The sequence below is a fragment of the Acinetobacter seohaensis genome, assembly GCF_056431365.1.
On record NZ_JBWKMK010000142.1, the window covers coordinates 1 to 26583 of the forward strand.

Here is a 26583-nt window from a genome sequence, read left to right on the forward strand (position 1 = left end):
CCTGCCATATTGGCAGGACTCTCGATTTTACTAAATACTCTTCAACTGCTCTCAGAATATTCAATAGATGAACTGAATGAAATCGCAACCATTGCACTAGGTACCTAAAGATGTGTAGATACCTATGATTATAAGAGGGGAGAGTTTTCCTATTAAATCTCGTAATACAAACGCTCTTTCGGGAACACGACTTTAAATATAGAGCCTTGATTTTCTTTAGATTCGACTTCTAAGTGTGCATTATGCTGCATCAAAACGTGCTTCACAATTGCTAAACCTAAACCAGTACCGCCTGTTTGTCGGCTACGTGCGCTGTCTACACGATAAAAGCGTTCGGTTAAGCGTGGTAAGTGTTTCGGATCAATCCCGATGCCTGTATCTTCCACAGTAAAATAACCTTGATTGCCATCATCATGCCAGCCAATGGTAATCGTCCCACCTTTCGGGGTATATTTAATCGCATTGGTGATCAGGTTGCTAAAGGCACTGGCCAATTCTACATCTGAACCAATCAGATCATAATGACTGTCAATATTTAAGTTGAGCGTATGTCCATAATCGACGTTATAGGCATGTGCATCGTCAAATAATTGATTCATTAAACTTGGCATTTCAATAATTTGATTTTTGGCGATGGTTTTTTCATTTTCCAGACGCGACAGCAGCAGCAGGTCATTTACCAAAGCGTTCATGCGTCGGGTTTGTGACTGCATTTGCTCAAAAGCACGTTTCCAACGCGGGTTAATATCTTCCTGATCGGTAAAGGTTTCGATATAACCACTCAGCACCGTTAGCGGAGTGCGTAATTCGTGTGAAATATTATCGACAAAGTCTTTACGCATTTGTTCTAGGTTATGCATACGCGTCATGTCGTAAGCAAATAACAAACGGCTATCGCCACCAAACTGAGTCATTTTGACTTGCACATATTGCCCTTCATGCACGCTAGATTTCATTTTTAAACCGTCAGGTGCTTGATCAATATGATTAAAATATTCAATAAAACTAGGTTGGCGCAAAATAGTGAGGATGTTGCGTCCACGGTCTAAAGGCTGAATACCCAATAGCTTTTCAGCAGCAGGGTTCCACCATTCAATTTGATGATTTTCATCAATCAGCATCACGGCTTCATCCAACGCCACCAATGAAGACTGGGCGCGATCAATCAACCCGACCATTTCGGCCTGAACGATACGTTCCTGACGTTGTGAGCGATAAACATTGAACAGTAATGCACCCCAAATACCATGCAGATTTGGCGGCACATCATAAGGACGATTGGAAATCCAATCATTAACTAAATAGAGGGAGCGCATTTGCTGAAGAAAAAACAGCAAAAAGGCGAGGCTAATACAAATCCAAAAATACCCAATCCCAAAACCAATCAAGCTTGCAATAATTAGGAAAAAGGCCAATAAACGAAAATCTTGTTTGGCAAAAGTCCATAAACTGCTGTAACGAACTTGTTTGAGGTCACGGGCGAGTTCAGGGACTGGGTAAGGTTCGTACATAAAATAATTTTAGCCTAAAGCAACATCCGCACGTGTCGAGAAGCGATAGCCTGTACCACGTACCGTTTGTACAAAACGGTCTACGCCATACGGTTCTAAAACTTTACGTAAACGACGAATATGCACATCAATAGTTCGGTCTTCAATATATACATTGCCGCCCCAGACTTGGTCAAGCAATTGCGCTCGGGTGTAAGCGCGCTCTGGGTGCGTCATAAAGAACGCCAATAGACGATATTCGGTTGGGCCCATTTCTAAAATATTGTCACCAAAACTGACACGCTGGCTGACTGGGTCCAAAATTAAACCGTTGGCATCAATAGTTTTTTCACCGCTTAAGGCATTGGCACGACGTAAGACCGCTTTAATACGTGACACCAGTTCACGGGTCGAGAACGGCTTAGTCATGTAGTCGTCCGCGCCAGCATCTAAACCTTGAACTTTGTGATCTTCTTCGCCACGTGCAGTGAGCATAATCACAGGAATTTCAGCAAGGTTGTCATCGCGTTTTAGGCGACGGCACAAGTCTACACCGCTGACACCGCCTGGCATCATCCAATCAAGCAAGATAAGCGCTGGACGTTGATCGACAATCATTTGATGCGCTTGTTTTGCATCTTCTGCTTGTAAGCACTGAAAGCCTGCCATATCTAAAGAGGTATGGATCATTTCCCGAATTGGGAGTTCGTCATCGACGATTAAAATGTAGTCATCTTTCACAACGCAATATCCTATAGATGTTAACGGTGGACCGTTTTATTTATGACAGGCTTATTACAAAGATTAATTATGACAGTATCATTGCAGAAAGGGGTAAACAGGCTATTTTTGCAATAATTTGTGACAAACTAGTGTCGATTTGATGAAATATCTACAGATATTCAGTCAAAGTAAAATAATGAAATTAAAAAATATTATGAATATTTTTCAGTTTTATGACAGGTTGCTGGAATCTTTATCAAGCACTTGCTCTTTGTCTGAAAAGGTTTGAAGCAGTGATAAAAATACAATACGGCAAGAAGACAAGACATCTTCCATGGATTGTTTGAAATCGCTCATCACCCAGCGAATCGCAATTTGGGTGACATAACCATTTAAGCCTGTCGCTACCAGTGAAATTTCTCGGTTGGGGCGGTCTAAATGCGGCATCATCAGCATGACAAAGGCCTGAATCATGCGGTCAAAACGCGACATAGTTTCGTGAATGGTGGCTTGGTTATGTAGTTCTTGCACCAGCATGGCATCAATATAAATAATACGTGCCATTTGCGGGTTATTTTTTAGCGTGGTCAGTAAAGCAGTCAGTCCTGCATCAATCATTTTTTTAGGATCAGCCGAGGCTTGCATAATGGCTTGCATGACATTTTGCTGTAATTCATCAATCAATTTTAAAAAAATGGTCTGAAACAGTTCTTCGCTTTTTTTAAAGGATTCGTAGAAATAGCGCTCGGTTAGTTTGGCTTCGGTACAAATATCTTTTACGGTCACGGCAAAAAAACCATGCGTGCCATAGGCTTGAATACCTGCCTCAATCAGTTTTTCACGACGCGCCTGTTTGCGCTCAGTTAAAGACAAGCCTTTAAACTGACGTTCTTTTTGTTGTTTCTGGGTGGTTTTTTCTGTTTCTGCAGTCACGGGCAGTTGTTCTGTCATGTTCAGTTAAGCCAAATAAGAACCGTAATTAGGCTTTATACTAGCAATAATTATCTGTTAAACCTATGTTTTCAGATTCATTTGCGATATTCGTACTGGCTTATATTGACAATACTTATTGTCAAAATTATATTTAAACCACAGCGCATCGCACAGCCCTACAAAACAACAAGCAGGTCTGAACTGTGCACGCCACATACTCAAGGAAATCACATGAAAAATTTTAAAAATAAAGTTGCCGCAATTACAGGCGCAGGCTCGGGTATTGGGCAGCAATTGGCTGTTCTATTGGCGAAGCAAGGCTGTCATTTATCGCTCAGTGATGTGAATGAACAAGGTTTGGCGCAAACAGTGGATTTGCTCAAAGACAGTAATGTGCGCGTGACCATTAAAAAGGTGGATGTTTCTAAATTAGAACAAATGCGCGAATGGGCAGCTGAAACTGTGCGAGACCACGGCTCGGTCAATATGATTTTTAATAATGCAGGCGTGGCGTTGGGTTCTACCGTAGAAGGTGCAAGTTACGAAGAGTTGGAGTGGATTGTTGGTATTAATTTCTGGGGTGTGGTCTATGGCACCAAAGAATTTTTGCCTTTAATCAAACAAACGGGAGATGGTCATATCATTAACATTTCCAGTTTATTTGGTTTAACTGCACAGCCAACGCAGTCGGCTTATAACGCAACCAAATTTGCGGTGCGCGGTTTTACCGAGTCTTTGCGTCAGGAATTGGATTTGGAAAATTGTGGTGTGAGTGCGTTGAGCGTGCATCCAGGCGGGATTCGTACCAATATTGCCAACAATGCTAAAATGAACGACAGCATGCGCACTTTGGGCATGAATCCTGAAAAATCGGCACGTGCTTTTAATAAATTATTGCGTTGCCCGCCTGAAGAAGCGGCGCGCCAAATTTTAGAAGCGGTACAAAAAGACAAGCGCCGTTTATTGATTGGTAATGATGCCAAAACTTTGGATTTAATCCAGCGTATTGTTCCAACGGGTTATCAGAAAGTTACCGCATGGGCGACTAAGTTGGGCAAGAAACGCGGTTAATCTAACTTACAAATATAACAGACCATTCAGACCAAAACCTGAATGGTTTTTTTCTTCCAGACAAATTGATAATACGCACCTTGACCGATGCACAGACTCACAAATGCCAAGGCATAGGCATACCAAATTCCTTGCAAACCCCACCACTGACTGAAGAAATAAGCACACGGTACTTCAATTAAAACAATCGCTAAAATATTGATGATCATTGGAACATTGACCGTGCCACTGGCGCGCATAATGGAGGCAAAAATTGCACTGGCACCAAAAAATAAAATGGCCCATAACACAATAAATAAGAGCTGCTGACCCAGTACCACCACCGCAGGATCGGTAATAAACAACGCCATCAGATATTTAGAAAATAAATAACCCAAGGTGACTAAAATACCTGTAATCAGCAAATTCATGCCTAAGGCTGTACGGGTCACTTTAGCCAGTAATTCGGCTTTGCCTGCACCAATGGCTTGTGCAGCAAAAATTGAAGCGGCAATTGCAATAGACAGTGCAGGGAATTGAATATAATTCAACACCTGATTGACCGCACCATAGGCTGCTGTGGCTTCTGCGCCATGCCGATTAACCAACCCCACAATTACCAAACCTGCCATAGACGTGGTGACCATTTGTAAGCCTGTCGGAATACCTAAGCGTAAAATGACTTTGCTTAAATGGGGTTGATGTCGAATTTGGCGAAACAAGTGCCAATCTAGTTTGAGTGGATGATCTTTTTTATTTAAATAAATCACCAAGAAAATTAAAACAGCCAGATAACCTAAAATGGTGGCAATGGCCGGTGCAATAATGCCCAAGCGAGGAAAGCCAAAATAACCTGCAATCAGGATGGGGGTAATCACTAAGCCCATTAAACTAGTCAGACTTAGGGCAATGAGTGGTGTAAGGCTATCGCCCACTCCACGTAAAATAGAGGTATAAATAATATAAACAAACAGCAGTGGGCTGCCTGCCAACATCCATTGCACATACGGCAGGGATAGATGCATCACTTTAGGGTCTGTGCCTAATAATATTAAAATTTGTTCGGCAAAAATCACCCCCAAACAGGCAATGAAACTGCCGCCAATTAGGGTCATAAATAAAGTCGAACCGACAATACAACGCACTTTTTCGACATTTTGTGCGCCCCACGCTTGCCCGACCAACACGGTCGATCCTGCCGAAAGCCCAATCACAAAGGCCATCAGGCAAAAAATAATGGGAAAAAATACCGACACCGCAGCAATGGCTTCCACACCGAGCATTTGCCCGACAAAAATCGTGTTAATGGTGCCCGAAAGATTTTGCAAAATATTGGTGGCAATCAGTGGCAATAGAAACACCAAAAAGGTTTTCCAAAGCTGAGGGTGATCGACCAGTGCCTGAGGTCTTGCCATGCCAAATCCTGCGCTTCAATATGCGGTTGTTTGAAATTTCACCCTAGCATGATTTGGTCATAAAAAGCCTTAGCTTTTCAGTAACTCAGTGGCATTTGTTGCCGCTTAAATTGCCGATAAAATTTCACCTGCACGCAACAGGGTTTCGGTTTTTTTAGCAAAGCAGAAACGGATTAAACGTAAATCATCGGGTGGGGTTTGATAAAATGCAGACACAGGAATACCGACAATGCCGTGCTCCTCGGCTAGAAAATGGCACATATCGACAGCATTTAAGCTGGGACGGATATTGCTGTAATCTAAATTTTGAAAATAAGTGCCTTGTGCAGGGCTGAATTGAAAGCGTGAATTGGCAATGCCTTGATTAAACAAATCACGTTTGTCCTGATAAAACTTTGCCAGTTCTGCAATATGTTCAGGGTGCTGCTGCATATAATTTGCCAAAGCCACTTGCACAGCGCTAACTCCGCAGAAATTAATAAATTGATAGGCTTGGCGAAAGAGCTGCATTAAGGCAGGTGCAGCCGCACAGTAGCCTGTTTTCCAGCCTGTGACATGAAAAGTTTTACCAAAGGAACCCACGACAAAACTGCGTTCCCTAAGCTCAGGAAAAGACAGTGCAGAGCGGTGTTGATGCGCATCAAAGACCAAATGTTCATAGACTTCATCGGACAGCACCACAATATTATGTTCCTGAATAACATCAATTAAATGCTGCCAATCTTGCGCTGACCATACTGTGCCTGTGGGGTTATGTGGTGTGTTGATGATGATCATGCGGGTTTTGGCATGAATCGCATCTTTGACCATATTCCAGTCCACCTGAAAATGTGGAGCCTGCAGCGGAATATGAACGGCTTTTGCACCCAACAATTTTACACAGGGTGCATAACTGTCATAACTTGGATCAAAAATAATGACTTCATCGCCTGCCTGCAGCACGGTTTGCATGATGCTAAAAATAGCCAGTGTTGCCCCTGGGGTGATGGTAATTTCACTGATCGGGTCAAGCATTAGCTGATCACGCTGTAAAAATTGCTGTGCCAGTTGTTCGCGTAGTGGCAAGTAACCATCGCCCGAAGGATATTGATTGAAGCCTGCGTGTGTGGCTTGGCTTAAAGCATCCAGTAATGCTGCAGGTGGGGGAAAGTCGGGAAAACCCTGCGATAAATTTAAGGCATTCAGTTGTTGTGCCAAGTTAGACATGGTACTAAAAATACTCAGACCTTGAGCAGGCAGTTTCGCGTGAATATCGAGCATAGTGGGGTTCTGGTTGTGGCAGCAGCTTGTTTTACATCGTAGCGTTTTCAGGGGGGAATGCAAATGGGGTAAAGGGTGATGATGTGGCTTGAATAGATCGTTCGAGGCGTTATTTTTGATTGAACACCTCAAGATCGACTTATCAAAAAAATTTCATCTCAAATCAACTCCACCAATGCCCGAATAATCCCCAATCCCAGACCAATAAATGCACCTACCACTACACCATTGACCCGAATCATGTGTAAATCACCACCGACTTCGTTTTCAATTTTGCCAATCATTTCGCGCGAGTCCCATTCATGAATGCGCTCACTAATAAAGCGAATTACTTTTTCACTATATTGATCTGACAAGTTCACCGCAATCGTACTCATTTTTTCATTCAGTAATTGACGTACTGCGGTATTGGCAATGATATTTTCACCGACTTGCTGAATAGCAACACGCAGGTTTTGTGCAATTCCCGAATCAGGTTTTTGTAAATCTTCCTTAATCGCATTGCAGAGAATCACCACTGCACCACTGATAAAATTCAAGACTTGTGGACTGTCTAATAGGGCATTTTTAGTGTCATTTAGACGTAGACTGGCACTGCTGTTGTTATCTGCCAGTTGTAACATCAGTTGTTGCCCAGCATCTTCAATTTTTTGTCGCCAAGGATGTTCAGGGTCTGCCAACATAGATTCGACCCGTTGCAGTAAAGAATCTATGGTGCGTTGCTGCACATCAATTCCAATCCAGCTCGCACCTTTGGCCAGTTTCCACACGCCAAGCTCTTTAAACAATTGACGGGTCAATTCACGGCTTTTTTCAGGATGTTTCAGCATCCAGTCATGGGCAAGGTCTAAACCGCGTTGCAGCACATCCTGATGAAAGTCATTTTCCAAAACCGCACGCAGCATTTCACTGGCCAAGTGGTTGACCTGCGTGTTGCGAACCCATTGCACACTGTTGCTTTGAATAAAGCGCCCAATTTGTTCTTGCCCGACAAATTCAAAAATTTTCGGTACAGTTTGCTGAATGACTTGGGTCACTTGCGCATTATTTTGCGGATTCGCCAACCATTTACCCACGGCTAAGGATAAGTCAGTGCTATGCAGGCTTTTTTGTACCACTTGGGGCGATAAAAAGTTTTCCTGCACAAAGCGCCCCATCGACTCGGCAATACGGTCTTTGTTGCGTGGAATAATTTCGGTGTGATCACGTAAGAATTTAGGAATTGGCATTTTGCCAAAAGGATTGCGAAACAGCACCGTAATCGCATACCAGTCTGCTAGCCCACCCACCACGCCTGCTTCGGCAGACAGCATTAGAATGTGAATCAACCACGTATATTCAGGCAGTAATTTTGCGGTCAGCATTAATGCCAGCCATGCCAGCACGGCAATCACTAAAGCAATGGTGGCAAAGCGTTTACTGCGTTGCAGGCTCGGAGAGCTATGCTGCGAGCTGCTCGCTAAAGTGTGGTCAGACGCTGTATTCATGCAGGCATCCTTATCTCATTAGGGCGCGGCAGGGGCAGAGGTTGGTGGGGGTAATGGTTGTCCTGTGGGACTTAAACCATATTTTGCCCCCAGTGATTGTAAAATTAGGCTCGCATCAAAGGCATCTTCAGGTGCAGATTTTTGATCTTTAAAACACTGAATGGTGTAAGACACTTGAGTCGGATCGAGGGTCACCACTTGCGGCATATCATAGAATGGGTCAGGCCAGAATGGTGCGCGACGATGATAATATCCATACGGCGAATAGCTATACGGATAGTAACTTGGTGCAGGGTAAACCACGGCTTGTCTAGGTGGTTTCTGGCTACGGTTACTCGGATCATCTAAAACTTTAAAAAAGCGAAAACCGTGTTGCAGCGTGGTTTGTGCTGCTTTCACCAAAGTAATTTCTTCTGCAGTGCCAAAACTCATGTTATGACCCGCTAAAAAACTAATCCGATAGGTTTGCGCATTCAGTGGTGTGGTGCTGTATTGCCCCAACTGCTCAAAGCTGAGCGGTTTAGAGGATGTCGTGGCACAGCCTGTAAACAGCAAACTGCTAGCAAGGGCAAGACCGAGTAGGGAATATTTCATGTGAAAGCTCCTGTACACATCAACCAGCCAAGACAAGCTCGCCAGTTAGAAACTGCTATTGGGTTGGGTTAAAAACTCAAGTTCTTCTGCACTCGAAGGACGTCCCAACACCTGATTCCGATGTGGATAACGCCCAAAACGGTCAATAATCACTTTATGTTTCAGTTCATAGCCCAACACGGTGGGGTCATTCAAACTTTCAAACAGCGTCAATGCGACTTCGTGAATACGTTTGGATTCACTGTGCATAAACGGCATATATAAAAAACGGCGTTCGGTTGGGTTTAAGTCCTGATCCAATTTTAAGTGAATCATTTCCTGTGCCAACACCAAGGCCATTCCATCTTGGGCAAAGGCACGCGGGTCATTACGGTATAAATTACGTGATAATTGATCTAAAACAATGATTTCAGCCAAACGACCTGCAGGTGTTTCGCGCCATGTCCATAATTCTCCTTGTGCCGCTTGTTGCAGTACATCGGTAAATTTTTCTGCGAGCAGGGCATCAAATTCTGCGCTTTTGACAAACCAGTTCGGTTCTGCAGCAGGAGAAAACCAAAAATCTAAAAAATCCTGATAATTCATACGCTTTATTATTTACCTCTGTTCTTTTGATTATAAAATCACAAATTTAGCATGTCTTATAGTGCAACTTTGTGATAAAAAATTGCCAAATTAAAATTTATTGACGTTGACCACTTTATTAAATGTCAGCATGCCCCAAAATCATCATTTTGTTAGAAAAAACAGCCCAAGCGCATGTGCTGATGCCAAATCAAGTTATACTTGAACGGTAGCAATTTCATCTCAGATCATCTGCATGATAGAGAAAATTGCCACCGACCCAAAATCAGCCTGTGGTTTATGTCGTATTTGTAGTGTATTGGATTAAGCGAGAGTGTAATGAGTCAACCCGAACCAAATGCGCAAGATGTTCTACCAACATGGGTAGACGCTGCGTTGCTTCAAGGGATGTTGCGCGGGATTGAACGCGAAAGTCTGCGTATGCAAAGCGATGGCTTCTTGTCGCAGCAAGCACATCCTCAAGCCTTGGGTTCGGCACTCACACATCCGCATATTACTACGGACTATTCCGAAGCGTTGATGGAGTTCATTACTCCACCGCAAAGCAGCATTCAACACGCGCTTGATTATTTGCGAGATATTCATAGCGTGGTGCATCAGCACTTAGGCGAAGGTGAAAAACTTTGGCCGCTGTCGATGCCATGTATGCTTGATGAAACCGATGACGGTATTCCACTGGCGCAATATGGCAGCTCCAATATTGGGCGCTTTAAAACTTTGTATCGCCGTGGTTTAGGTGTGCGCTATGGTCGCCGTATGCAGACCATTTCAGGGGTGCATTATAATTTATCCTTCCCTGAACATTTATTTGCCGCCTTGCAACAACATGAAAGTGATGAGCAGCTCAAAGCACTGAGTTTGCAAGATTATCGTAGTCATCGTTATTTAGGTTTAATTCGTAACTTTATTCGTTTAACGCCATTGGTGATGTTTTTAGTCGGTGCGAGTCCATCGGTTTGTCAGTGTTTTATGACAGGGCGTGAACATCATTTGTTGCCGTTGTTAAGAGGCACGTTGTATTTACCGTATGCGACTGCGTTGCGTATGGGTAACTTTGGCTATCAAAACTCGGCGCAGAAAAAACTTGGTATTCATTACAATGACTTAACAGGTTATTTAGATGGTTTGCAAAAAGCCGTAAAAACCCCGTACTTGCCATTTAGCCGCTTAGGTTTAGATGATGCCACGGGTGAGCCAATTCAAATTAATGACCATGTGCTGCAAATTGAAAATGAGTACTATAGTTTAGTGCGCCCAAAACAAGTGCCACAAGAGGGTGAAACCCCATCTCAAGCACTTGCCAATCGTGGTATTGGTTATGTCGAATTACGCGCGGTAGATGTTAATCCGTATAGCCCAATTGGGATAGATGAACATACCGCAGGCTTTTTGGAAGTCTTAGCATTGTATTGTTTGTTGCAAGACAGCCCAGCCTTGTTAGATGCGGAACAAAGCATCATCGAAAAAAATCAGGCCGAAGTGGTCAATCGTGGGCGTGCGCCAAATGCGCACATTCAAGAGGGCGATGTTAAAACCCCAATTGAAGCGTGGGGACAGCAGTATGTCACCGCTATGCAACCTTTGGCTGTTTTACTCGATCAAAGTTATGCGACGCAGCTGTATTCTCAAGCTTTAGAACGCATGATGGCGCGTTTACATGAAGTCGATGAAACCCTGTCGGCACACATGATTGCCGATACTATTCGTCATGGTGGTACGTGGGGCTTTGGCAGTTATATGGCACAGCAACATGCACATGCGTATGAACAACATACGCTTCGTCCTGAAACACAAACATATTTTGATGAAATTGCAGTGCAATCTATTCAGCAACAACAACAACTTGAACAAGCACAGGGTCTGAGTTTTGCAGACTATGTCGCACAATATAGATAACAGCTCAGAGATTTAAACATGCAATTGAGTTATCGTCTGCTAAGTGGTGTTTTATTTTTAGCCAGTGTCATTGGGATGACATTTGCATTGTATTTAGAGCATGTGCAAGGTTTAGCGCCGTGTCCACTGTGCGTTTTTCAGCGGGTGGGCTTAATTGCATTGGGTTTGGTTTCACTGATTGCTTTTGTGCATAACCCTAAATCTAACGTGGTTAAGCGTATTTACGCGCTGTTCGGCAGTATTGGAATTTTATGGTCAGTGGGTGTGGCAGCACGGCATGTGTGGCTGCAAAACTTACCGCCCGATCAAGTGCCAAGCTGCGGTCCAGGGCTAGATTATTTGGTAGATGCCTTACCCATGAAAGCCGTATTGCAACAAGTACTGTCGGGTTCAGGTGAATGTGCTGTGATTGACTGGACGTTCTTAGGGCAGTCTTTACCTGTGTGGTCATTGCTGTTCTTTAGCGTGTTGGCGATCATTAGTTTATGGCAATTGCTGCGTAACTATCCGTTTGTGGCATCGACTACATTTGGCAAAGTGAAGAAAAAATAAATTCGGGCTACTTGCTCACTGAATTGATAAAAATGCGCCATCTCAATGTAGATGGCGCTTTTTTATTTTTGTATCTGTTGAAAATCCATCTAAAAATCATCGTGTTGTAGCGTATTTTGAACTGTTTAGACTATGTTAGGTGAGCGCAATGCCTTCTAAACTTGACCAATCGCCAATAAATTCATGAATTTGCTGCTCTGGTACTTCTTCATGCGCAGGATAAAACCATTTCACCAATTGCTCTGCCACACTTGGATGATATTGTAACTGAAAGTGGTTCAGACCATAGAACACAGCTTTGTGCGATTCAGGCAGTTTTAATTGAAAACGTGGGTTAGGATGTTCCCCCAAAGCACTTTTTATACTGACTAAATAATCGCCAATGACTTTGCGGGTCAGGTTCTGCTTTTTCTCAAACTCAATGCTGCCTGCCACGAAATAAGCATTAATATGGGTCGGCAAAGGTGCGGGTTTGCGGTTGTCATCGACCTGTCCAATTCGTGCCTGATTATGTTCCCAGTCATCATCTCGCACACTGCCATAGCGCAAATCTAAAATGCCGTTGCTGCGAATGTTGACCAAATGCCCGACAATTTTCACAATAGGAAAGCGACCTAATTTTTCCTGTAAATGGAAACCAAAACGCTCCAAAACAGCCCCATGATGTGGTGAACCCAAGCAGACCAGATTTTCGACCAAGTGAATCCAGTGCTGCAAATTTTGCTTACCGTAAAACAGCGCACTGCGCGACACCAAGCCACCCATGCTGTGCCCAATTAAATCAATACTGGTAATTTTAGGATGACGCTGAATTAAATCATCTAAGGTATTGGCAAGACTGCGGCCATTGGCAGAAATGCGACGCCCTGTATTGTAATTCAGATATAACATGGTGTTATGGTCACGTTGTGCCAGTAATTTTTCACCAAAACCACCAAATTGGTGTGTAGTCCAATCGAGGTGATTGCGGCATAAACCGTGCACAAAAATCACCACACGCCCAGACAAATCGCCTTGTTGGACTTCGCCATAATGGTCATAGAGCACCATAGGTAAGGCGAGCGGATTTTGCTGTTCGAGTAGATAATCTCCCAATACGCCATTCAGTACACCGACTAAAAAATGCAGGCTTGGTGTGAGTGCTTTGTCATGTAAGTTGGGAAATTGCGCAATAATTTGACGTAAACCTGGCGCAACAAAGTGATAGCCGTATTGTTGTAAGCTGTGAAAGGCAAACTTATACAGCTTTTGAAAAGTCGCGGTTTTTTGAAACTTTTGCGAGCGTTGTTCGCTCATGCCAAATACGCTGAGCAAAACTTCACGCTGAATGGTTTGAATCACTTCGCTCATCACGGCATTCAGGCGCGTGCTGACCAACTGTGCCAAGCCTTCTAGTACATCAGCCTGACTTGGAGGTGTACGGTCCCATCTACAATAGGTTTCATGCAGCGGTGTTAAACTTGGCATACTGTGTTGCCCCTTGTGTTCCCATATACCGAACGCTTTATTTTTACTTGGGTTCGCGGTATAAACTCAAGGGTCTGTTGGCATTTCATGAATTTACAGGACTGTAAATTTTTAGATGAATTGTCACCAAACCCGATACTTTTATTTTATCGTGTTCATCTTGAACTACTTGTAAAATACCGATGAATGCCAAGATGTTCGCATCTTTTTGTCTAACAATTGCATTTTTCCATGAAAATTAAATTAAAAACGCAAAATAAGTGCTGTATCAGCCAAAAATTGAATGGTGTTACTGAGAAATGTCACGCATGAATTTAATTTATTTACATGGTTTTCAGAGCAGTCCTTTGTCCATGAAAGGGCAGCTATTGTATGCCTATGTGCAGCAGCATCGCCCTGATATTCAGATGCATTTGCCCGATTTAAATGCTCCACCTTTAGCGGTTTTGGCAAACGTATCGGCATTGATTCGACGTTTGCCCAATGTGGCATTGGTGGGCAGCAGTCTAGGCGGCTTTTATGCGACACAACTGGTCGCACAGCATCATGTGCCTGCTGTTGTGATTAACCCTGCTATGCGACCATGGCAATTGTTTCAGGACTTGTTTGGCGATGTGCTGCCCTATGTGGTACATCCGAACTGGAGCTTAACTGCAGCGCAATTGGATGACTTAGCAGACATTGCGTTGCCAGTTGCGCAAGATGCAGACAAAATATTGGTGTTATTGCAACAAGGCGATGAAGTTTTGGATTATCGTGAAGCGCAGCGTTATTATAGTGCTGCCTCACCTTCGGCCATGATCATGACTGAAGCGCACGGCAATCATGCCATGGATGATTTTGCAGACAAAATTCCGATGTTACTGCAATTTTTATCGGATTCCCTAGCTTAAGGAAACAGTACAACGTGTCTCAATATACCGCTCAATCTCTTGAAGTTTTATCTGGTTTAGATCCAGTACGTCGTCGCCCGGGCATGTATACCGACACCACACGTCCAAACCATTTGGCGCAAGAAGTTATTGATAATGCGGTGGATGAAGCACTTGCAGGGCATGCCAATAAAATTACCGTAAAAGTCTATAAAGATGGCTCTTTGTCGGTAGAAGACAATGGCCGTGGTATGCCTGTCGATATTCACCCAGAATACGGGCAAAGCGGGATTGAAATTATTCTGACCAAGCTGCATGCAGGCGGTAAGTTCAGCACCGACAACTACCAATTTTCGGGTGGTTTGCACGGGGTCGGTATTTCTGTAGTGAATGCCTTGTCCAGTCGGGTTGAAGTGACCGTACAGCGTCAGGGCAACCTGTATAAAATGGCTTTTGATCAGGGCGAAGCTGCTGCACCTTTAGAAGTCTTGGAAGGCAAAGCGCCAAAACGTGCTTCGGGTACGTTGGTACATTTCTGGCCTGAAGCTAAATATTTTGATTCACCTAAATTTGCGCTAAAAGCCTTAAAGCACAATTTAAAAGCCAAAGCGGTACTGGCTGCAGGTTTAGAAATTCATTACATTGATGAAATTAACGATGAAAAAATTGTCTGGCAGTTTGAAAATGGTCTAGTCGACTATTTGATGGATGAGCTGGAAGATCGTGAGATTGTACCTGCTCCTGCTTTTGTGGCGACAGGTGAGGCAGAACGTGCTAGTGCAGAATTTGCAATTTGTTGGAACGTAGAAGGTGGCGAGCAAATTCAGGAAAGTTATGTCAACTTGATTCCGACTGCGCAAGGCGGTACGCATGTCAATGGACTACGTTCTGGTGTGACCGATGCTTTACGTGAGTTCTGTGAATTACGCAATTTATTGCCGCGCAATTTAAAGCTATCTGCCGAAGATGTTTGGGATGGGGTTAACTACATTTTATCGTTAAAGTTCCAAGAGCCGCAGTTTTCTGGGCAGACCAAGGAGCGTTTATCGAGCCGTGAAGCGGCAAGCATTATGCAGAATATCGCCAAAGATGCTTTTGCCTTGTGGTTGAACCAAAATTCTGACATTGCCATGCAATTGGCAGAAATGGCAATTTCCAAAGCAGGTCGTCGTTTAAAAGCAGCGAAAAAAGTAGAACGTAAAAAAATCGTTTCAGGCCCAGCTTTGCCGGGTAAATTAGCCGACTGCGTGGGACAAACCCGTGAAGAATCGGAACTGTTTATTGTAGAAGGTGACTCTGCAGGTGGTTCTGCTAAGCAAGCGCGTGATAAAAACTTTCAGGCGATCATGCCAATTCGTGGAAAAATTTTAAATACGTGGGAAGTGTCTTCGGACGAGGTTTTGGGTTCGCAGGAGGTACACGATATTGCAATTGCGATTGGGGTTGACCCAGGTAGTGATGATTTATCTGAATTGCGTTACGGCAAGATTTGTATTTTGGCGGATGCCGACTCGGATGGTTTACACATTGCTACCTTGCTGTGTGCTTTATTTGTGAAACATTTCCCAAGTTTGGTGGAAGATGGGCATTTATACGTCGCCATGCCGCCATTATTCCGTATTGATGACGGTAAAGATGTACATTATGCGCTAGATGAAGATGAGTTGGAAAATACGCTTAAAAAAGCCAAAACCAAAAATCCGCAAATTACCCGATTTAAAGGTTTGGGTGAAATGAATGCTAGTCAACTACGCGAAACCACGATGGATCCAAATACACGCCGTTTGGTGCAATTGGATTTGGATGATAGTCATTTTACCGCGGGTTTATTGGATAAATTGCTAGCTAAAAAGCGTTCTGCAGACCGTAAAGTATGGTTAGAGCAGAAAGGTAATTTAGCCGATTTAGCGGTTTAAGTAGATGAAATACCATCTGCCATTTTCTTAACATATTCTAAAATTAAGGTGAAAAAAATGGAGCATCTTGTGCTCCATTTTTTATTGATACTTAACTAAAGAACCAATATACAAATAATGAAATAATAAATACGCACATGACGTTCAACACCATGCCCACACTCATCATTTCACTTTGTTTAATTTGACCTGTACCAAATACAATCGCATTTGGTGGCGTTGCCACAGGTAACATAAAGGCACACGATGCACCAATACCAATAATCACCACTAAAATTTCTTTTGGAATACCCATTTGGTCTGCAATTGCAGCAAATACAGGGACCAATAATGCAGCAGACGCCGTATTACTGGTAAATTCAGTTAAGAAAATAATGAAAATGGTCACCGCAAAAATCACCACCAATGGCGAAGTATCACCAAAGGTATTGGCAAGGGTTTGACCCAACACCAAAGATGCACCTGAATCTTTTAAGATTGCACTGAGGGTTAGACCACCACCGAACAGTAATAACACGCCCCAATCGGTATTTTCAGCCACTTGCCTCCATGAGGCAGTACCTAGCATGACCACCAAACATGCAGCAGCTAATGCAGTCCATGTATCGGGTTGGCTAATACCAAAGGTTTCGCTAAGTTTTTTACCAAAAATCCATGCCACTGCAGTACATGCGAATAAAATCATCGTTGCAACACGGGTTTTGGTCCATGGAATGACTTCAGTTTCAAAACGAATTTTCTGGTTTAAATTTGGACGCAATACCAAATATAAGCTGACCAACATGGCTGGCAGTAAAATCAGCACCATTGGTAGACCAATTTTCATCCAGTCAGCAAAGTCATAGTCTAAAGCTTTGGCTGCAATGGCGTTTGGCGGAGAGCCGACCAAAGTACCCAAACCACCTAAACTGGCAGAGTAGGCAATCCCCAATAAAATGAAAATGAAGGTTTTACGTTCTTTAGTGGCATCGAGGTGTGACAACAAGCCCAATGCCAGTGGTAACATCATCGCTGCAGTCGCGGTGTTGGAAATCCACATTGACAGTGCAGCAGTGACCGCAAAAATAGATAAAACCGAAATCCCCAAGTGACCGCCCGACATGGAAATAATCCACATCGCAATTTTACGATCCAGTTTCTGAATGTGCAGTGCAGTCGCTAAAGCAAAACCACCAAAGAACAGGAAAATAACAGGATCGGCAAAAGTCGCCAATGCCTTGCTGGTGCTAATTGGCTCAAGCACTTTGCTGGCATTTTCAAGTGGCATACCTAAAGCCACAGCAAGCACAGGTACTAACAGTGCTGTAATGGTAATGTGTACCGCTTCGGTGAGCCATAAAATACCAATAAAAAGCAACAGACTTAGACCCTTATTGGCGTTTTCATCATAGGGTAAGACGTTATACAAACCGAAAGAGAGCAGGGTCGCAAGAATAACAATGGCCCAAGTCTTGATCAGTTCTTTTCGCTTAATACTGGCTGGCACTTCTATATGGTTATTTTCCATAGAAGTTCGCTCCGTAAAAATGGAATAAAAGGAAAAGTTGGAAGATTGGTCGATGCAAACGACCGAAGCAGTCTTAACAGACTGTTTTTTAAGCTAGTCTTAATTATAGGTGTAAAAAATTATTTAAGCCAAAAAAAATCTAAATAATTTTCCATTTGTTATGTTCATTTTATTGATTTATATCAACAATGCAGGCTGTTTTGTGATGATGGATAATCCTTGAGCAATTGCGTAAATAGCCATAAAACCAAGTAAAGTAAATACAATGTACTTAAATACAGCCTGAGAAATATTTTTACGAATCAGACTGCCCACATAAACCATTGCCACAGAAATTAGGCAAATCAGTGCCAAAACCTTAAATTGTGTGCTGCTAAATTGTTGAATTACTGGATATAACACTGCCAGTTGAATGAGTTTAGAGACAATAAAATTAAGATTACTAATCACCACAATATCGGTTTTACTGTGTTGGGTGCTGAGCAAATACATCATTAAAAACGGTGCCATGGCATTGGTGGCTCCACCAATCACACCTGCTAGAAAACCAAAAATCAGCATATTTTTGAGTGAGGCAGAAATTTGCAAAGGACGTTGTCGAAATTGATCGGCCACGTACAATAAAATCAGTACGCCCATTGCCAATTTTAAATAACCTTCGTTCAGAATGAGCAGCAAACTGACGCCCAAATAGCTGCCAATCAGCGCACTGAGAATTAAGCCCCAATATTTTTTGCAGTAGCCATATAAACTGCTGAATATAGATTGTGTGGCATCGCCCCGCAGCATGTAGATATTGAGAAGCAAACAGGGAATCAGAACCAAAGCAACCGCAGTACTGAGTGGATATAACATCGCCACCGCAGCCGTACTGAGCATAGGAAAACCAAAACCGCTCATGCCATGCAAAATTGCAGCAATCGCACAAAACAGCAGAATAATGAAATCGGTTTTTTGCATGTGGGCTTCACAGTGCTTTTTATTTGAAATTTAACTCAATGTAGCGGAGTTTTGAGCTAAGTACAAATGGGTTGCGTGGTTATGAGCAATGCATATTTATTGGAAACTATTTTAATGACCAATAAAAAAGCAAGACCGAAGTCTTGCTTTTTTGAACAGAGAAAAATACAGCTTAGAAGTGGTATTTGACCAATGCGCTGACATCGTTTTGATTGATGCCTGATTTATTACCGTATTTGTTGTTCCAAACAGAGTGTTCGATACCGACATATAAACGTGTATTTGGCGAAATGTGTTTGCCTGCATTCCATTTATATTGTGTAGTCCAGTTGAGTTCGCTAGCGTGGTCATCTTCTGCAGTAGACCAATCAAGGAAACCATCTACTAAAAAGTCTTCAGCACCGACTTTAAATGGAAGACCGTAAGCAAACGTCATTTGATAATCATCTTGAGAGATATCTTTATCATTATCTGCTTTGTAGAAGTTCAATTGCGCATATTTGAAATATGGAAGCTCAAGATCAAAACCAATACCGTATAGGTAATTGTTAAAGCCTTCGCCACCTTCCCAAGTGGTTGCAATTAAAACATCTTTAATTGGACCAAAGGCAAGTTTTTGACCAGAAACAGCGCCTAAGCTTAAGCGTGGTGATACTTCAAAGTAAGTGTCATTGCCATCTACATCATTGTTTGAACGGTCAGCAAAGGCAAAAAAATCACCATATTTAAAACCAGCAGCGTATTCAAAAGTTACAGTGCTTTGTTCAATCTTTTGATCGCCAGTTAAAAAAGGTGATTTGTAATTTTCACCGTATAAACCTGTCACGCTAAAATCTTGCCAAATCGGTGCAGCTTGCGTAAAAGTTGCAGCAGTGGAGATTGCGCACAGCGCAGCAATATGTGTAAGTTTCATAAAAATAGACCCCAATAAAAGCGTTTCAAGGATACAGATTCTTTAGCAAAAATAAAGCAAAATTCGATTATTGACGGGTCATTTTGGGGTGTTTTTTATCAGTTTTTGGGTTGAGTGTTTTTTAAACGATTTAAAACCAATGGTCAAAATGCAAAGGCGAATATTGCAGATGTAACTAAACCCTTTAAAAGCATCAAGTTTCTTATTGGCAATAGATTGAACAACATGGTGCTATCCAAATTGATCGCTTATTGAGCATCTAAGCTGAAATTGGTGATAAAAGGGTTATTCTTTTGCTGCTTTTCTATAAATATTGCTTGCATATTTTTCAGATAGGCCCGATATTCAAGGTATAGGGACACGGTTCTGCAGAATTAAAAGTGTTCATCATTCACGTAGGAGGAAGTGATTCCAAACTAAGTTGAAGATGTACTTTATGCTGTAAAAACAGCACATTATAAACACGCCAAAACATATATATAAAATTATGTGTAAGATTTTGGCACAACAAGATTCAGAAATAACGAACGCAAGAGGATGAAATCATGAACATTGAAATCCGTACCGATAAAAACATTCAAAACAGTGATCGATTAATTAGTTACGTTCGTGAAGAACTGAATAATGAATTCCAACGCCACAGTGAGCGTATTACCCATTTTTCAGTGCATTTTAGTGATGAAAATGGTGAAAAAGGCGGTGATGACGACATTCGTTGTATGATTGAAGCACGTCCAGCAGGTTTAAAACCAGTGGTTGTGAATCATCGTGGTCATAATATTGATACAGCCATTCACGGTGCGATTGACCGTTTAAAACGCAGCCTAGAACATGCGTTTGAGAAAAATGAGAATCCTCGTGGTGCTCGCCCAGAATTTGTAGATACAGATGTTGGTGGCGACGACGAATAAGGATCAGACAGATTCCAAGAGCCTCGCAAATTTTGCGAGGCTTTTTTGTGTTTGCATGTAGCCAATGCACTAAATTCACGATTTGCTGACATTTATCTCATACAAATGTCGCTTTATTGGGCATAATAGTTCTAAATTAAACATTGAATAAGAGAGCTCTCTGCATGTTAACTGCGCAACAACAAGTCTTGGTGCAAGCAATAGAAGAATTAGACCTTGCCCAAGTGCAACGCCTATTGGCAGACGGTTTAGACCCTAACTTTATGGATGCCGAAAAAGGCCCTGTGATTTCAGTCTGGTCAGATGGTTTATTTCAATGGTGGGAAAAAGTCTGCGAAGCATACGAAGCAGGTCAGCCACTCACAGAACAGCAAAAACAGCAAGATTTGCAAGTGCATTTAGATATTTTAGAGGCATTGATTCAAGCCAAAGTGAATTTGCACTTATGGGATGCCGAAGAAATTTACGGCCCATTGTGGGATGCAGCTTCTGCAGCATGTGTTCCTGCAGTGCAGCGTTTATTGGATGAAAAAGTCGATCCAAACAGCAAAGATGAAGATGGTTTAACCATTTTATCTTCGATTAGTGATTTATTGTTTGATTGTGATTTTGATGAAATTCAGTGGTCGGATGCTTTGCCAGAAGAACAACAGACTTTAGAATTGTTGCGTCGTTACGGCGCAAAAATGAGCAAAGAATTGGCCTAAGAGCAGAGATAAAAATATGTCAGCATTAAAAACAGTTGGGTTAATCGTGGCGGCAGGCATCAGCATGCAGGTGAGCGCGGCAGATTTTGAGTTTGATCGTCCTGGTGCAGGAATGAGTACGGGTATTACACCTGTAGGGAAACTGGCTTGGGAACAGGCTTTGCCAAGTGCAAGTTATCAAGAAAGTAACGATGCTTCGGGCGAAAAAGTTAAAACTACTCGCCTTAATGCTGACATGCTGTTACGTACAGGTTTGGCGCAAGATTTAGAGTTACAGCTGGGCTGGCAAGGTCCTGCATGGAGTAAAAGCAAAACCGCAGGTCAATCGGTTGAAGAAGATGGTTTGGGCGATGTCAGCATTGGTTTGAAACAAGCCATTGACTTAGATGATGACAAACTTTCTATGGCTGTGTTGTTGCAAGCGTTAATTGCCACAGGCAATGATGGCTTTAGCGAAGAAGATGATATTTATAGCTTGGGTACGGCAGTCAGCTATCAATACAGCGAGCTGTTAAAAACAGGCATCAACATGCGTTACGATGTGCAAAATAGCGATTGGGCGGTTACAGCAATTCCCAATATTCAGTATCGTTTAAGCGATCAATGGTCAGGTTTTTCAGAATTGGTCTATCGTAAAGCAGAAAGTCAGGACAATGAATATGGCTTAACTTCGGGGGTGATTTACGCACTGAATGAACGCACTCAGCTGGATGCCAGTGTCGGTGTAGATTTAGACGGTGCAGATAAAAGTTACCATGCAGGTTTAGGTATGGCGTTCTTGTTCTAAGCCATTTAAACCATTTAAAGCTTTAAAATACGTTGTATGTTGCAGCAGGCTAAACTCATCAAGCTTGCTGCAGATTCGTTTTCATCCTAATAAAGTTCATGCCGAGGCGAGCAGAACATGAAGCAGTCCTTATTTCAGACCTTTTGGCAAGCTGCTGTTGATCTAATGGCTGATATTTTTCGCTATATGAATAGGGGCTTATCTTGTCTGCTCGCAAGTCTACTTTTATTGTGTTCGCTAAGCCTACACGCAGAAGCACCTTTACTCCCACCCGAACAAGCCTTTCAGTTTAGCGTTGAATCGGTCAATCCCCAACAAGCCGAACTGCGCTGGAACATGCCTGAACAGTATTATTTGTATCAGCATCAATTTAAGGTTGAGCATGGACAGCAAATACTGGCTTTAGAGTTGCCTCCCGCAGAAGATGTTTATGATGAAAACTATGGACATACTCAGGTTTATTATCAACAAGTCAGTTTTAAAATTCCCACGCAGGCTGCACAGCGCTATCAAGTGAGCTGGCAAGGTTGTGCGCAAGATCGACTTTGTTATCCACCACAGCGCATTGAATTTCAGACCGACAGCACTGGTTTGGTGATTTTAGACAATCAAAGCGCAGCACAAAAAAATCTGTGGGGTGGACACAATAACCCAACCCAGAATGTGTTTTCGACAACACCTGCCAACTCCACGCTAGCATCCTCAACAAGTGTTGCGACAGCGCAACCCATCACTGCACAAGATCAAATGTGGTCAGAAAAACTGGCACAGAGTTCATTTGCTTATGGCTTGCTACTGTTTTTTGGTTTAGGGGTTTTATTGGCCTTTACTCCATGTTCTTTGCCGATGTTGCCCATTTTGACCTCCTTGTTGGTGCGTGAACATAAAGGTGTCAAAGCGTGGACGATTACTCTGGTTTTTGTCTGTAGCATGGCAATGGTTTATGCCATATTGGGTTTAATTGCGTCATCCGCAGGTTTGAATTTTCAGCGTTGGTTACAACAACCTGCTACTTTAATTGCCTTTAGTTTACTGTTTGTGTTGTTTGCCTTAAATTTGTTTGGACTGTTTGAGATCAAGTTACCACGTGCTTGGGTCAATCGACTCGATCAGGCGCAATCTATGCAAAAAGGCGGCAATTTGGCAGGTGCTGCACTCATGGGCATGTTGTCGGCACTTTTGGTCGGCCCATGCATGACTGCGCCATTGGCAGGGGCGTTATTGTTTATTTCACAAACCCAAAGTCAGATGCTGGGGGCGTTGCTGCTATTTACGCTCGGGTTTGGCATGGGTACGCCGTTATTGTTGGCCAGTGTGCTTGGGGCAAAAGCTTTGCCACGCGCAGGTTTGTGGATGCATCAAGTCAAAGTGCTGTTTGCCTTTATTATGTTGGCATTGGCATTGTATTTTATTCGTCCGTTATTGGGTGAAGCATGGATGCAATGGCTTAGTTTGGCACTTGGAGTGGGTTTTGTCGGCTATGTGTTGCATCGTTTGAGTGGCTATCATGGTGCGCTGCGGGCGATTTATCTGAGTGCGTTATTGGTGGTGGTGCCGTATCTGATTTATAACCAATATCAACACAGCCAGCGTTTTTGGCAGCAGGAAAACGATGCGGTTTTAGAATGGCACCGTGCAACGACTGCAACGGAATTACAACAGTTACTTGCCCAAGCTCCGAAAAATCAGCGCATGATTATAGATGTCTATGCCGATTGGTGTGTGGCGTGCCGTCCGATTGAGCAACAGGTATTGACATCTTCCACTGTAAAACAGGCACTTGCAGAATTTTATTTAATTAAACTCGATTTAAGCCATTACGATGCCAGTCATCAAGCTTTGCTGAATAAATGGGAAATTTTAGGGCCACCTACCTTTTTATTTTTGGATGCACAACAACAAGAAATTCGCAGTCTGCGTTTAACGGGTGCGTTTAACGAAAGCACCTTGTTAAATCAACTGCAGCAACTTCAAACCACACAGGAGTCATCGCCATGATGCAGCTGTATATTGCCAATAAAAATTATTCGAGCTGGTCGATGCGCCCGTGGTTGGTACTGAAGGCGTTTGATTTGGTTTTTGAAGAAATACAACTGAACTTTCCATGCGAGCGTGGTGAGGGCGATTTTAAACAACGTGTCCTAGAAATTAACCCCAATGGTAAAGTGCCTGCCTTGTTAGATCAGGGCATGTTGATTTGGGATTCTCTCGCCATTTGTGAATACTTGGCAGAGCAATATCCTGAACAGGCACTTTGGCCGCGTGATGTACAGCAACGCGCTTGGGCGCGTAGCATCAGCGCAGAAATGCACAGTGGTTTTACCGATTTACGCAGTTTATGTGGCATGAATATTCGCACCAATTTAGCAGAAGTGGGTACAAAATTATGGCAAGAACATTCGGGTTTAAGGCAGGATGTGGCACGCATTGAACACATTTGGTCGGCACGTCCTGCAGCAGATGGTTTCTTGTGTGGTGAATTTAGCATTGCCGATGCGTTTTATGCTCCTGTGGTGACGCGTTTTATGACTTATGCCTTGCCTGTAAGTGCCAACAGCCAACACTATATGCAGCGGGTGATGCAGCATCCTGCTATGCGCGCTTGGGTATACGCCGCATCACAAGAAGCAATGTGGGTCAATTATTTAGAGCCTTATCAAAAACCAGCAAAATGACTTGGAAAAAGCAGGATTAGGAAAAATACTGCGGAAGTTTTTGTGCGGTAAAGTGGTCTTTTTTGTTCCAAAAATAAAACATAGTGTCTTAGTTTTCCCAATTATTCTATTTACGCTGCACGATTAAAATAGCGTTATTAAATGAATACAAGATTGGAACATCCCCATGAAAATTTTACACATCGACTCGAGTATTTTAGGTGAAAACTCAGTTTCACGTCAGTTAAGCCAAGCGATTGTGCAACAATTGACTGCAAAAAATAGCAATGCACAGGTCGATTATTTAGATTTGGCACAACAACCGATTCCGCACTTAACTGCCGAAATTTTAATGGGGCAGGATGCAGAACAAGCGGCTTTGGGTGAAAAAATCATCCAACAATATATTGATGCCGATGTCGTGGTGGTGGGTGCAGCCATGTATAACTTTGGTTTGACTTCAACTTTAAAAGCATGGATTGATCGCATCAGCGTGGCAGGTAAAACCTTTAAATATACCGAGCAAGGGCCTGTAGGCTTGGCGGGTGAGAAAAAAGCCTATATCGCCAGTAGCCGTGGCGGTGTGTATAGTGATAACAGCCCTGCCGATTTTCAGGAAGATTTCTTGAAAACCATCTTCAACTTTACAGGGGTGAATGATGTAGAAATTATTCGCGCTGAAGGGGTGAGTATGTCGGAATTTAAAGACCAAGCTGTTGCCAATGCGATGCAAAAAATTCAGGCGATTTAACCCACTATTTCAATAAAAAAAGCTCAGTGCCTTGAGGGTGCTGAGCTTTTTTTATATAGATGGATCGGCTAAAAGGGTTGGTTAGCAAAGCCTTGTTATGGTTGAACTTAGCTCTGATCTTGCCGATGTGCAAACTCTGCTAAATCTGCCAATGCACGTTTGGCTTCTTCAAACCACGGTGAAAACATTTGAAAATTGTGCCACATACCCGTGTAGAGTTTGTAATGCACTTCTACGCCTGCCTGTTCGGCTTTTTCTTTAAAACGTGTTGCATCATCCAGCAAAATTTCTTTAGAGCCAATTTGTACTAAAACTGGTGGTAATTCATGTAAATCATCAAACAATGGCGAAATTTGCGGGTCTGCCCGATCAAGTTCAGGCGGTACATAGTAATCAATGCCTGTTTCCAGCGTTTCAATTGACAGCAGGGCATCATGCTTGCTGTTATAACGCAAGGATTCACTGGTGAGGGTTAAATCTAAAAATGGTGACAGCAGCATTAAGCCACTCACTTGCGGCAATTGCTCATCACGTATTTTTAAAGCTAGCGCCAACGCTAAATTTGCACCGCAAGAATCTCCTGACAAAATAATATCTTTGGCGTGTATACCTTGCGCCAACAGACTTTGATAGACATCAAACACGGCTTCCAAAGCATGTGGAAAAGGATGCTCAGGTGCAAGCGGATAATCGACATGAATCACTTGCATTTGGGTGCGTGCCGCAACTTGACTCAAAAATGCTCGATGGGTATTTAACGAACCCAGAAAAAAAGCCCCGCCATGAATATGAAAAATGAGCTGTGTTGCAGCATTCTGTGGTTTTAATTCTTCGGCATGCAGACCTGCTAAACGCAGCGCGCGTACCTGCACCGACTTTTGCATGGGAAATAAACGGCACATTTGTTCTAGTGCAAAACGTACAGAATTGGGGGGTAAATTAAATTGGCTTGGTTTGCGAATGGTGGTTTTTAAAAACTGCTCTGTAATAATTTGTTTCCACATGGGGTTAATCTTCATGATTTTTCCATCTTGTTCTTTATTTGATCGGATATTTGTGTATTTACCAACATAATTTACAAGGGTACACTAAACGGTCACATTCAAAAATTGCAAATTTGTTGTGACTTTTTAATAATAAAGTTGTCTGATAG

At 42.7% G+C, this 26583-nt stretch carries 24 protein-coding genes; 11 read left to right on the plus strand and 13 right to left on the minus strand.

What is annotated here, in order from left to right:
* Positions 1-152 precede the first annotated feature (152 nt).
* The 3 genes from phoR to AC07E5_RS13915 form a co-directional block, all read right to left on the minus strand.
* Complete coding sequence (gene phoR / locus AC07E5_RS13905) at positions 153-1511, minus strand: phosphate regulon sensor histidine kinase PhoR (protein WP_253132352.1); 1359 nt, start codon at positions 1509-1511, stop codon at positions 153-155.
* Between the two features lie 9 nt (positions 1512-1520).
* Positions 1521-2231, minus strand: a complete 711-nt coding sequence (gene phoB, locus AC07E5_RS13910) for a phosphate regulon transcriptional regulator PhoB (protein WP_004974162.1) — start codon at positions 2229-2231, stop codon at positions 1521-1523.
* 213 nt (positions 2232-2444) lie between these two features.
* Entirely contained in the window at positions 2445-3164 is a 720-nt protein-coding gene (locus tag AC07E5_RS13915) for a TetR/AcrR family transcriptional regulator (RefSeq protein ID WP_179997049.1), read from the minus strand.
* A gap of 213 nt (positions 3165-3377) precedes the next feature.
* Between AC07E5_RS13915 and AC07E5_RS13920 the strand changes: the two genes are divergently transcribed.
* Positions 3378-4217, plus strand: a complete 840-nt coding sequence (locus AC07E5_RS13920) for an SDR family NAD(P)-dependent oxidoreductase (protein WP_096901500.1) — start codon at positions 3378-3380, stop codon at positions 4215-4217.
* Positions 4218-4243: 26 nt separating this feature from the next.
* On the opposite strand, the gene AC07E5_RS13925 is transcribed toward AC07E5_RS13920, so the two are convergent.
* The 5 genes from AC07E5_RS13925 to AC07E5_RS13945 form a co-directional block, all read right to left on the minus strand.
* Positions 4244-5611 carry an MATE family efflux transporter gene (locus AC07E5_RS13925; protein WP_253132350.1) on the minus strand — a complete coding sequence of 456 codons (1368 nt, stop codon included), beginning with the start codon at positions 5609-5611 and terminating at the stop codon, positions 4244-4246.
* 105 nt (positions 5612-5716) lie between these two features.
* Entirely contained in the window at positions 5717-6871 is a 1155-nt protein-coding gene (locus AC07E5_RS13930; protein ID WP_253132348.1) for a methionine aminotransferase, read from the minus strand.
* Between the two features lie 158 nt (positions 6872-7029).
* On the minus strand, positions 7030-8358 hold the full coding sequence (locus AC07E5_RS13935; protein WP_253132346.1) for a DUF445 domain-containing protein: 1329 nt from the start codon (positions 8356-8358) through the stop codon (positions 7030-7032).
* Between the two features lie 18 nt (positions 8359-8376).
* Positions 8377-8952 (minus strand): CC0125/CC1285 family lipoprotein, encoded by a 576-nt coding sequence (locus tag AC07E5_RS13940; RefSeq protein WP_104852739.1) that lies wholly within the window; start codon positions 8950-8952, stop codon positions 8377-8379.
* Between the two features lie 45 nt (positions 8953-8997).
* The gene (locus tag AC07E5_RS13945) at positions 8998-9537 is read right to left on the minus strand and encodes a DUF924 family protein (protein ID WP_167846415.1); all 540 of its coding nucleotides are present in this window, start codon (positions 9535-9537) and stop codon (positions 8998-9000) included.
* Between the two features lie 318 nt (positions 9538-9855).
* Here AC07E5_RS13945 and gshA point away from each other — a divergent pair, with 318 nt between their 5' ends.
* Both gshA and AC07E5_RS13955 read left to right on the plus strand, forming a co-directional pair.
* On the plus strand, positions 9856-11433 hold the full coding sequence (gene gshA, locus AC07E5_RS13950) for a glutamate--cysteine ligase (protein ID WP_253132344.1): 1578 nt from the start codon (positions 9856-9858) through the stop codon (positions 11431-11433).
* Between the two features lie 18 nt (positions 11434-11451).
* Positions 11452-11985 (plus strand): disulfide bond formation protein B, encoded by a 534-nt coding sequence (locus AC07E5_RS13955; protein WP_131261221.1) that lies wholly within the window; start codon positions 11452-11454, stop codon positions 11983-11985.
* Between the two features lie 135 nt (positions 11986-12120).
* On the opposite strand, the gene AC07E5_RS13960 is transcribed toward AC07E5_RS13955, so the two are convergent.
* Positions 12121-13452, minus strand: a complete 1332-nt coding sequence (locus AC07E5_RS13960; RefSeq protein ID WP_253132342.1) for an alpha/beta fold hydrolase — start codon at positions 13450-13452, stop codon at positions 12121-12123.
* A gap of 308 nt (positions 13453-13760) precedes the next feature.
* On the opposite strand from AC07E5_RS13960, the gene AC07E5_RS13965 reads away from it, so the two are divergent.
* Both AC07E5_RS13965 and parE read left to right on the plus strand, forming a co-directional pair.
* Positions 13761-14345: a YqiA/YcfP family alpha/beta fold hydrolase gene (locus AC07E5_RS13965; protein ID WP_026438348.1), complete on the plus strand. Its 585-nt coding sequence runs from the start codon at positions 13761-13763 to the stop codon at positions 14343-14345.
* A 14-nt stretch (positions 14346-14359) separates the two neighbouring features.
* Entirely contained in the window at positions 14360-16240 is a 1881-nt protein-coding gene (gene parE / locus AC07E5_RS13970) for a DNA topoisomerase IV subunit B (protein ID WP_180005851.1), read from the plus strand.
* Positions 16241-16331: 91 nt separating this feature from the next.
* Here parE and AC07E5_RS13975 read toward each other — a convergent pair whose 3' ends face one another.
* The 3 genes from AC07E5_RS13975 to AC07E5_RS13985 all read right to left on the minus strand — a co-directional run bounded on the left by AC07E5_RS13975 (position 16332) and on the right by AC07E5_RS13985 (position 19620).
* Positions 16332-17747, minus strand: coding sequence for an SLC13 family permease (locus tag AC07E5_RS13975; protein WP_253132340.1), 1416 nt, complete (start codon positions 17745-17747; stop codon positions 16332-16334).
* 177 nt (positions 17748-17924) lie between these two features.
* A complete protein-coding gene (locus AC07E5_RS13980; RefSeq protein WP_253132338.1) occupies positions 17925-18707 on the minus strand; it encodes a sulfite exporter TauE/SafE family protein in 783 nt (260 codons plus the stop codon).
* A 172-nt stretch (positions 18708-18879) separates the two neighbouring features.
* Complete coding sequence (locus tag AC07E5_RS13985; protein ID WP_253132337.1) at positions 18880-19620, minus strand: outer membrane protein OmpK; 741 nt, start codon at positions 19618-19620, stop codon at positions 18880-18882.
* A 545-nt stretch (positions 19621-20165) separates the two neighbouring features.
* Between AC07E5_RS13985 and AC07E5_RS13990 the strand changes: the two genes are divergently transcribed.
* From AC07E5_RS13990 to AC07E5_RS14015, 6 genes are all read left to right on the plus strand, one after another.
* On the plus strand, positions 20166-20531 hold the full coding sequence (locus AC07E5_RS13990; RefSeq protein WP_004974190.1) for an HPF/RaiA family ribosome-associated protein: 366 nt from the start codon (positions 20166-20168) through the stop codon (positions 20529-20531).
* Positions 20532-20695: 164 nt separating this feature from the next.
* Positions 20696-21238, plus strand: a complete 543-nt coding sequence (locus AC07E5_RS13995; protein WP_136144366.1) for an ankyrin repeat domain-containing protein — start codon at positions 20696-20698, stop codon at positions 21236-21238.
* A 16-nt stretch (positions 21239-21254) separates the two neighbouring features.
* Entirely contained in the window at positions 21255-22025 is a 771-nt protein-coding gene (locus AC07E5_RS14000; RefSeq protein ID WP_253132336.1) for a transporter, read from the plus strand.
* A 186-nt stretch (positions 22026-22211) separates the two neighbouring features.
* A complete protein-coding gene (dsbD, locus tag AC07E5_RS14005) occupies positions 22212-24023 on the plus strand; it encodes a protein-disulfide reductase DsbD (RefSeq protein WP_498625693.1) in 1812 nt (603 codons plus the stop codon).
* Positions 24020-24700, plus strand: coding sequence for a glutathione S-transferase family protein (locus AC07E5_RS14010; protein ID WP_253132334.1), 681 nt, complete (start codon positions 24020-24022; stop codon positions 24698-24700). The genes dsbD and AC07E5_RS14010 overlap by 4 nt, the downstream gene beginning before the upstream one ends.
* Positions 24701-24866: 166 nt before the next feature.
* Positions 24867-25430, plus strand: coding sequence for an FMN-dependent NADH-azoreductase (locus AC07E5_RS14015; protein ID WP_253132332.1), 564 nt, complete (start codon positions 24867-24869; stop codon positions 25428-25430).
* A 107-nt stretch (positions 25431-25537) separates the two neighbouring features.
* On the opposite strand, the gene AC07E5_RS14020 is transcribed toward AC07E5_RS14015, so the two are convergent.
* Positions 25538-26449: an alpha/beta hydrolase gene (locus AC07E5_RS14020; protein ID WP_004974206.1), complete on the minus strand. Its 912-nt coding sequence runs from the start codon at positions 26447-26449 to the stop codon at positions 25538-25540.
* Between the last annotated feature and the right edge of the window lie 134 nt (positions 26450-26583).

Excerpts from the sequence above, each read along its gene's own strand:
- AC07E5_RS13915 (WP_179997049.1), bottom strand. The coding sequence starts at position 3,164 with ATGACAGAACAACTGCCCGTGACTGCAGAAACAGAAAAAACCACCCAG.
- AC07E5_RS13995 (WP_136144366.1), top strand. The coding sequence starts at position 20,696 with ATGTTAACTGCGCAACAACAAGTCTTGGTGCAAGCAATAGAAGAATTA.
- AC07E5_RS14010 (WP_253132334.1), top strand. The coding sequence starts at position 24,020 with ATGATGCAGCTGTATATTGCCAATAAAAATTATTCGAGCTGGTCGATG.
- dsbD (WP_498625693.1), top strand. The coding sequence starts at position 22,212 with ATGAATAGGGGCTTATCTTGTCTGCTCGCAAGTCTACTTTTATTGTGT.
- AC07E5_RS13935 (WP_253132346.1), bottom strand. The coding sequence starts at position 8,358 with ATGAATACAGCGTCTGACCACACTTTAGCGAGCAGCTCGCAGCATAGC.
- AC07E5_RS14015 (WP_253132332.1), top strand. The coding sequence starts at position 24,867 with ATGAAAATTTTACACATCGACTCGAGTATTTTAGGTGAAAACTCAGTT.
- AC07E5_RS13920 (WP_096901500.1), top strand. The coding sequence starts at position 3,378 with ATGAAAAATTTTAAAAATAAAGTTGCCGCAATTACAGGCGCAGGCTCG.
- AC07E5_RS13985 (WP_253132337.1), bottom strand. The coding sequence starts at position 19,620 with ATGAAACTTACACATATTGCTGCGCTGTGCGCAATCTCCACTGCTGCA.
- AC07E5_RS13925 (WP_253132350.1), bottom strand. The coding sequence starts at position 5,611 with ATGGCAAGACCTCAGGCACTGGTCGATCACCCTCAGCTTTGGAAAACC.
- AC07E5_RS14000 (WP_253132336.1), top strand. The coding sequence starts at position 21,255 with ATGTCAGCATTAAAAACAGTTGGGTTAATCGTGGCGGCAGGCATCAGC.
- AC07E5_RS13940 (WP_104852739.1), bottom strand. The coding sequence starts at position 8,952 with ATGAAATATTCCCTACTCGGTCTTGCCCTTGCTAGCAGTTTGCTGTTT.
- gshA (WP_253132344.1), top strand. The coding sequence starts at position 9,856 with ATGAGTCAACCCGAACCAAATGCGCAAGATGTTCTACCAACATGGGTA.
- AC07E5_RS13965 (WP_026438348.1), top strand. The coding sequence starts at position 13,761 with ATGAATTTAATTTATTTACATGGTTTTCAGAGCAGTCCTTTGTCCATG.
- AC07E5_RS14020 (WP_004974206.1), bottom strand. The coding sequence starts at position 26,449 with ATGAAGATTAACCCCATGTGGAAACAAATTATTACAGAGCAGTTTTTA.
- AC07E5_RS13960 (WP_253132342.1), bottom strand. The coding sequence starts at position 13,452 with ATGCCAAGTTTAACACCGCTGCATGAAACCTATTGTAGATGGGACCGT.
- AC07E5_RS13975 (WP_253132340.1), bottom strand. The coding sequence starts at position 17,747 with ATGGAAAATAACCATATAGAAGTGCCAGCCAGTATTAAGCGAAAAGAA.
- AC07E5_RS13930 (WP_253132348.1), bottom strand. The coding sequence starts at position 6,871 with ATGCTCGATATTCACGCGAAACTGCCTGCTCAAGGTCTGAGTATTTTT.
- AC07E5_RS13955 (WP_131261221.1), top strand. The coding sequence starts at position 11,452 with ATGCAATTGAGTTATCGTCTGCTAAGTGGTGTTTTATTTTTAGCCAGT.
- AC07E5_RS13980 (WP_253132338.1), bottom strand. The coding sequence starts at position 18,707 with ATGCAAAAAACCGATTTCATTATTCTGCTGTTTTGTGCGATTGCTGCA.
- AC07E5_RS13990 (WP_004974190.1), top strand. The coding sequence starts at position 20,166 with ATGAACATTGAAATCCGTACCGATAAAAACATTCAAAACAGTGATCGA.
- phoR (WP_253132352.1), bottom strand. The coding sequence starts at position 1,511 with ATGTACGAACCTTACCCAGTCCCTGAACTCGCCCGTGACCTCAAACAA.
- AC07E5_RS13945 (WP_167846415.1), bottom strand. The coding sequence starts at position 9,537 with ATGAATTATCAGGATTTTTTAGATTTTTGGTTTTCTCCTGCTGCAGAA.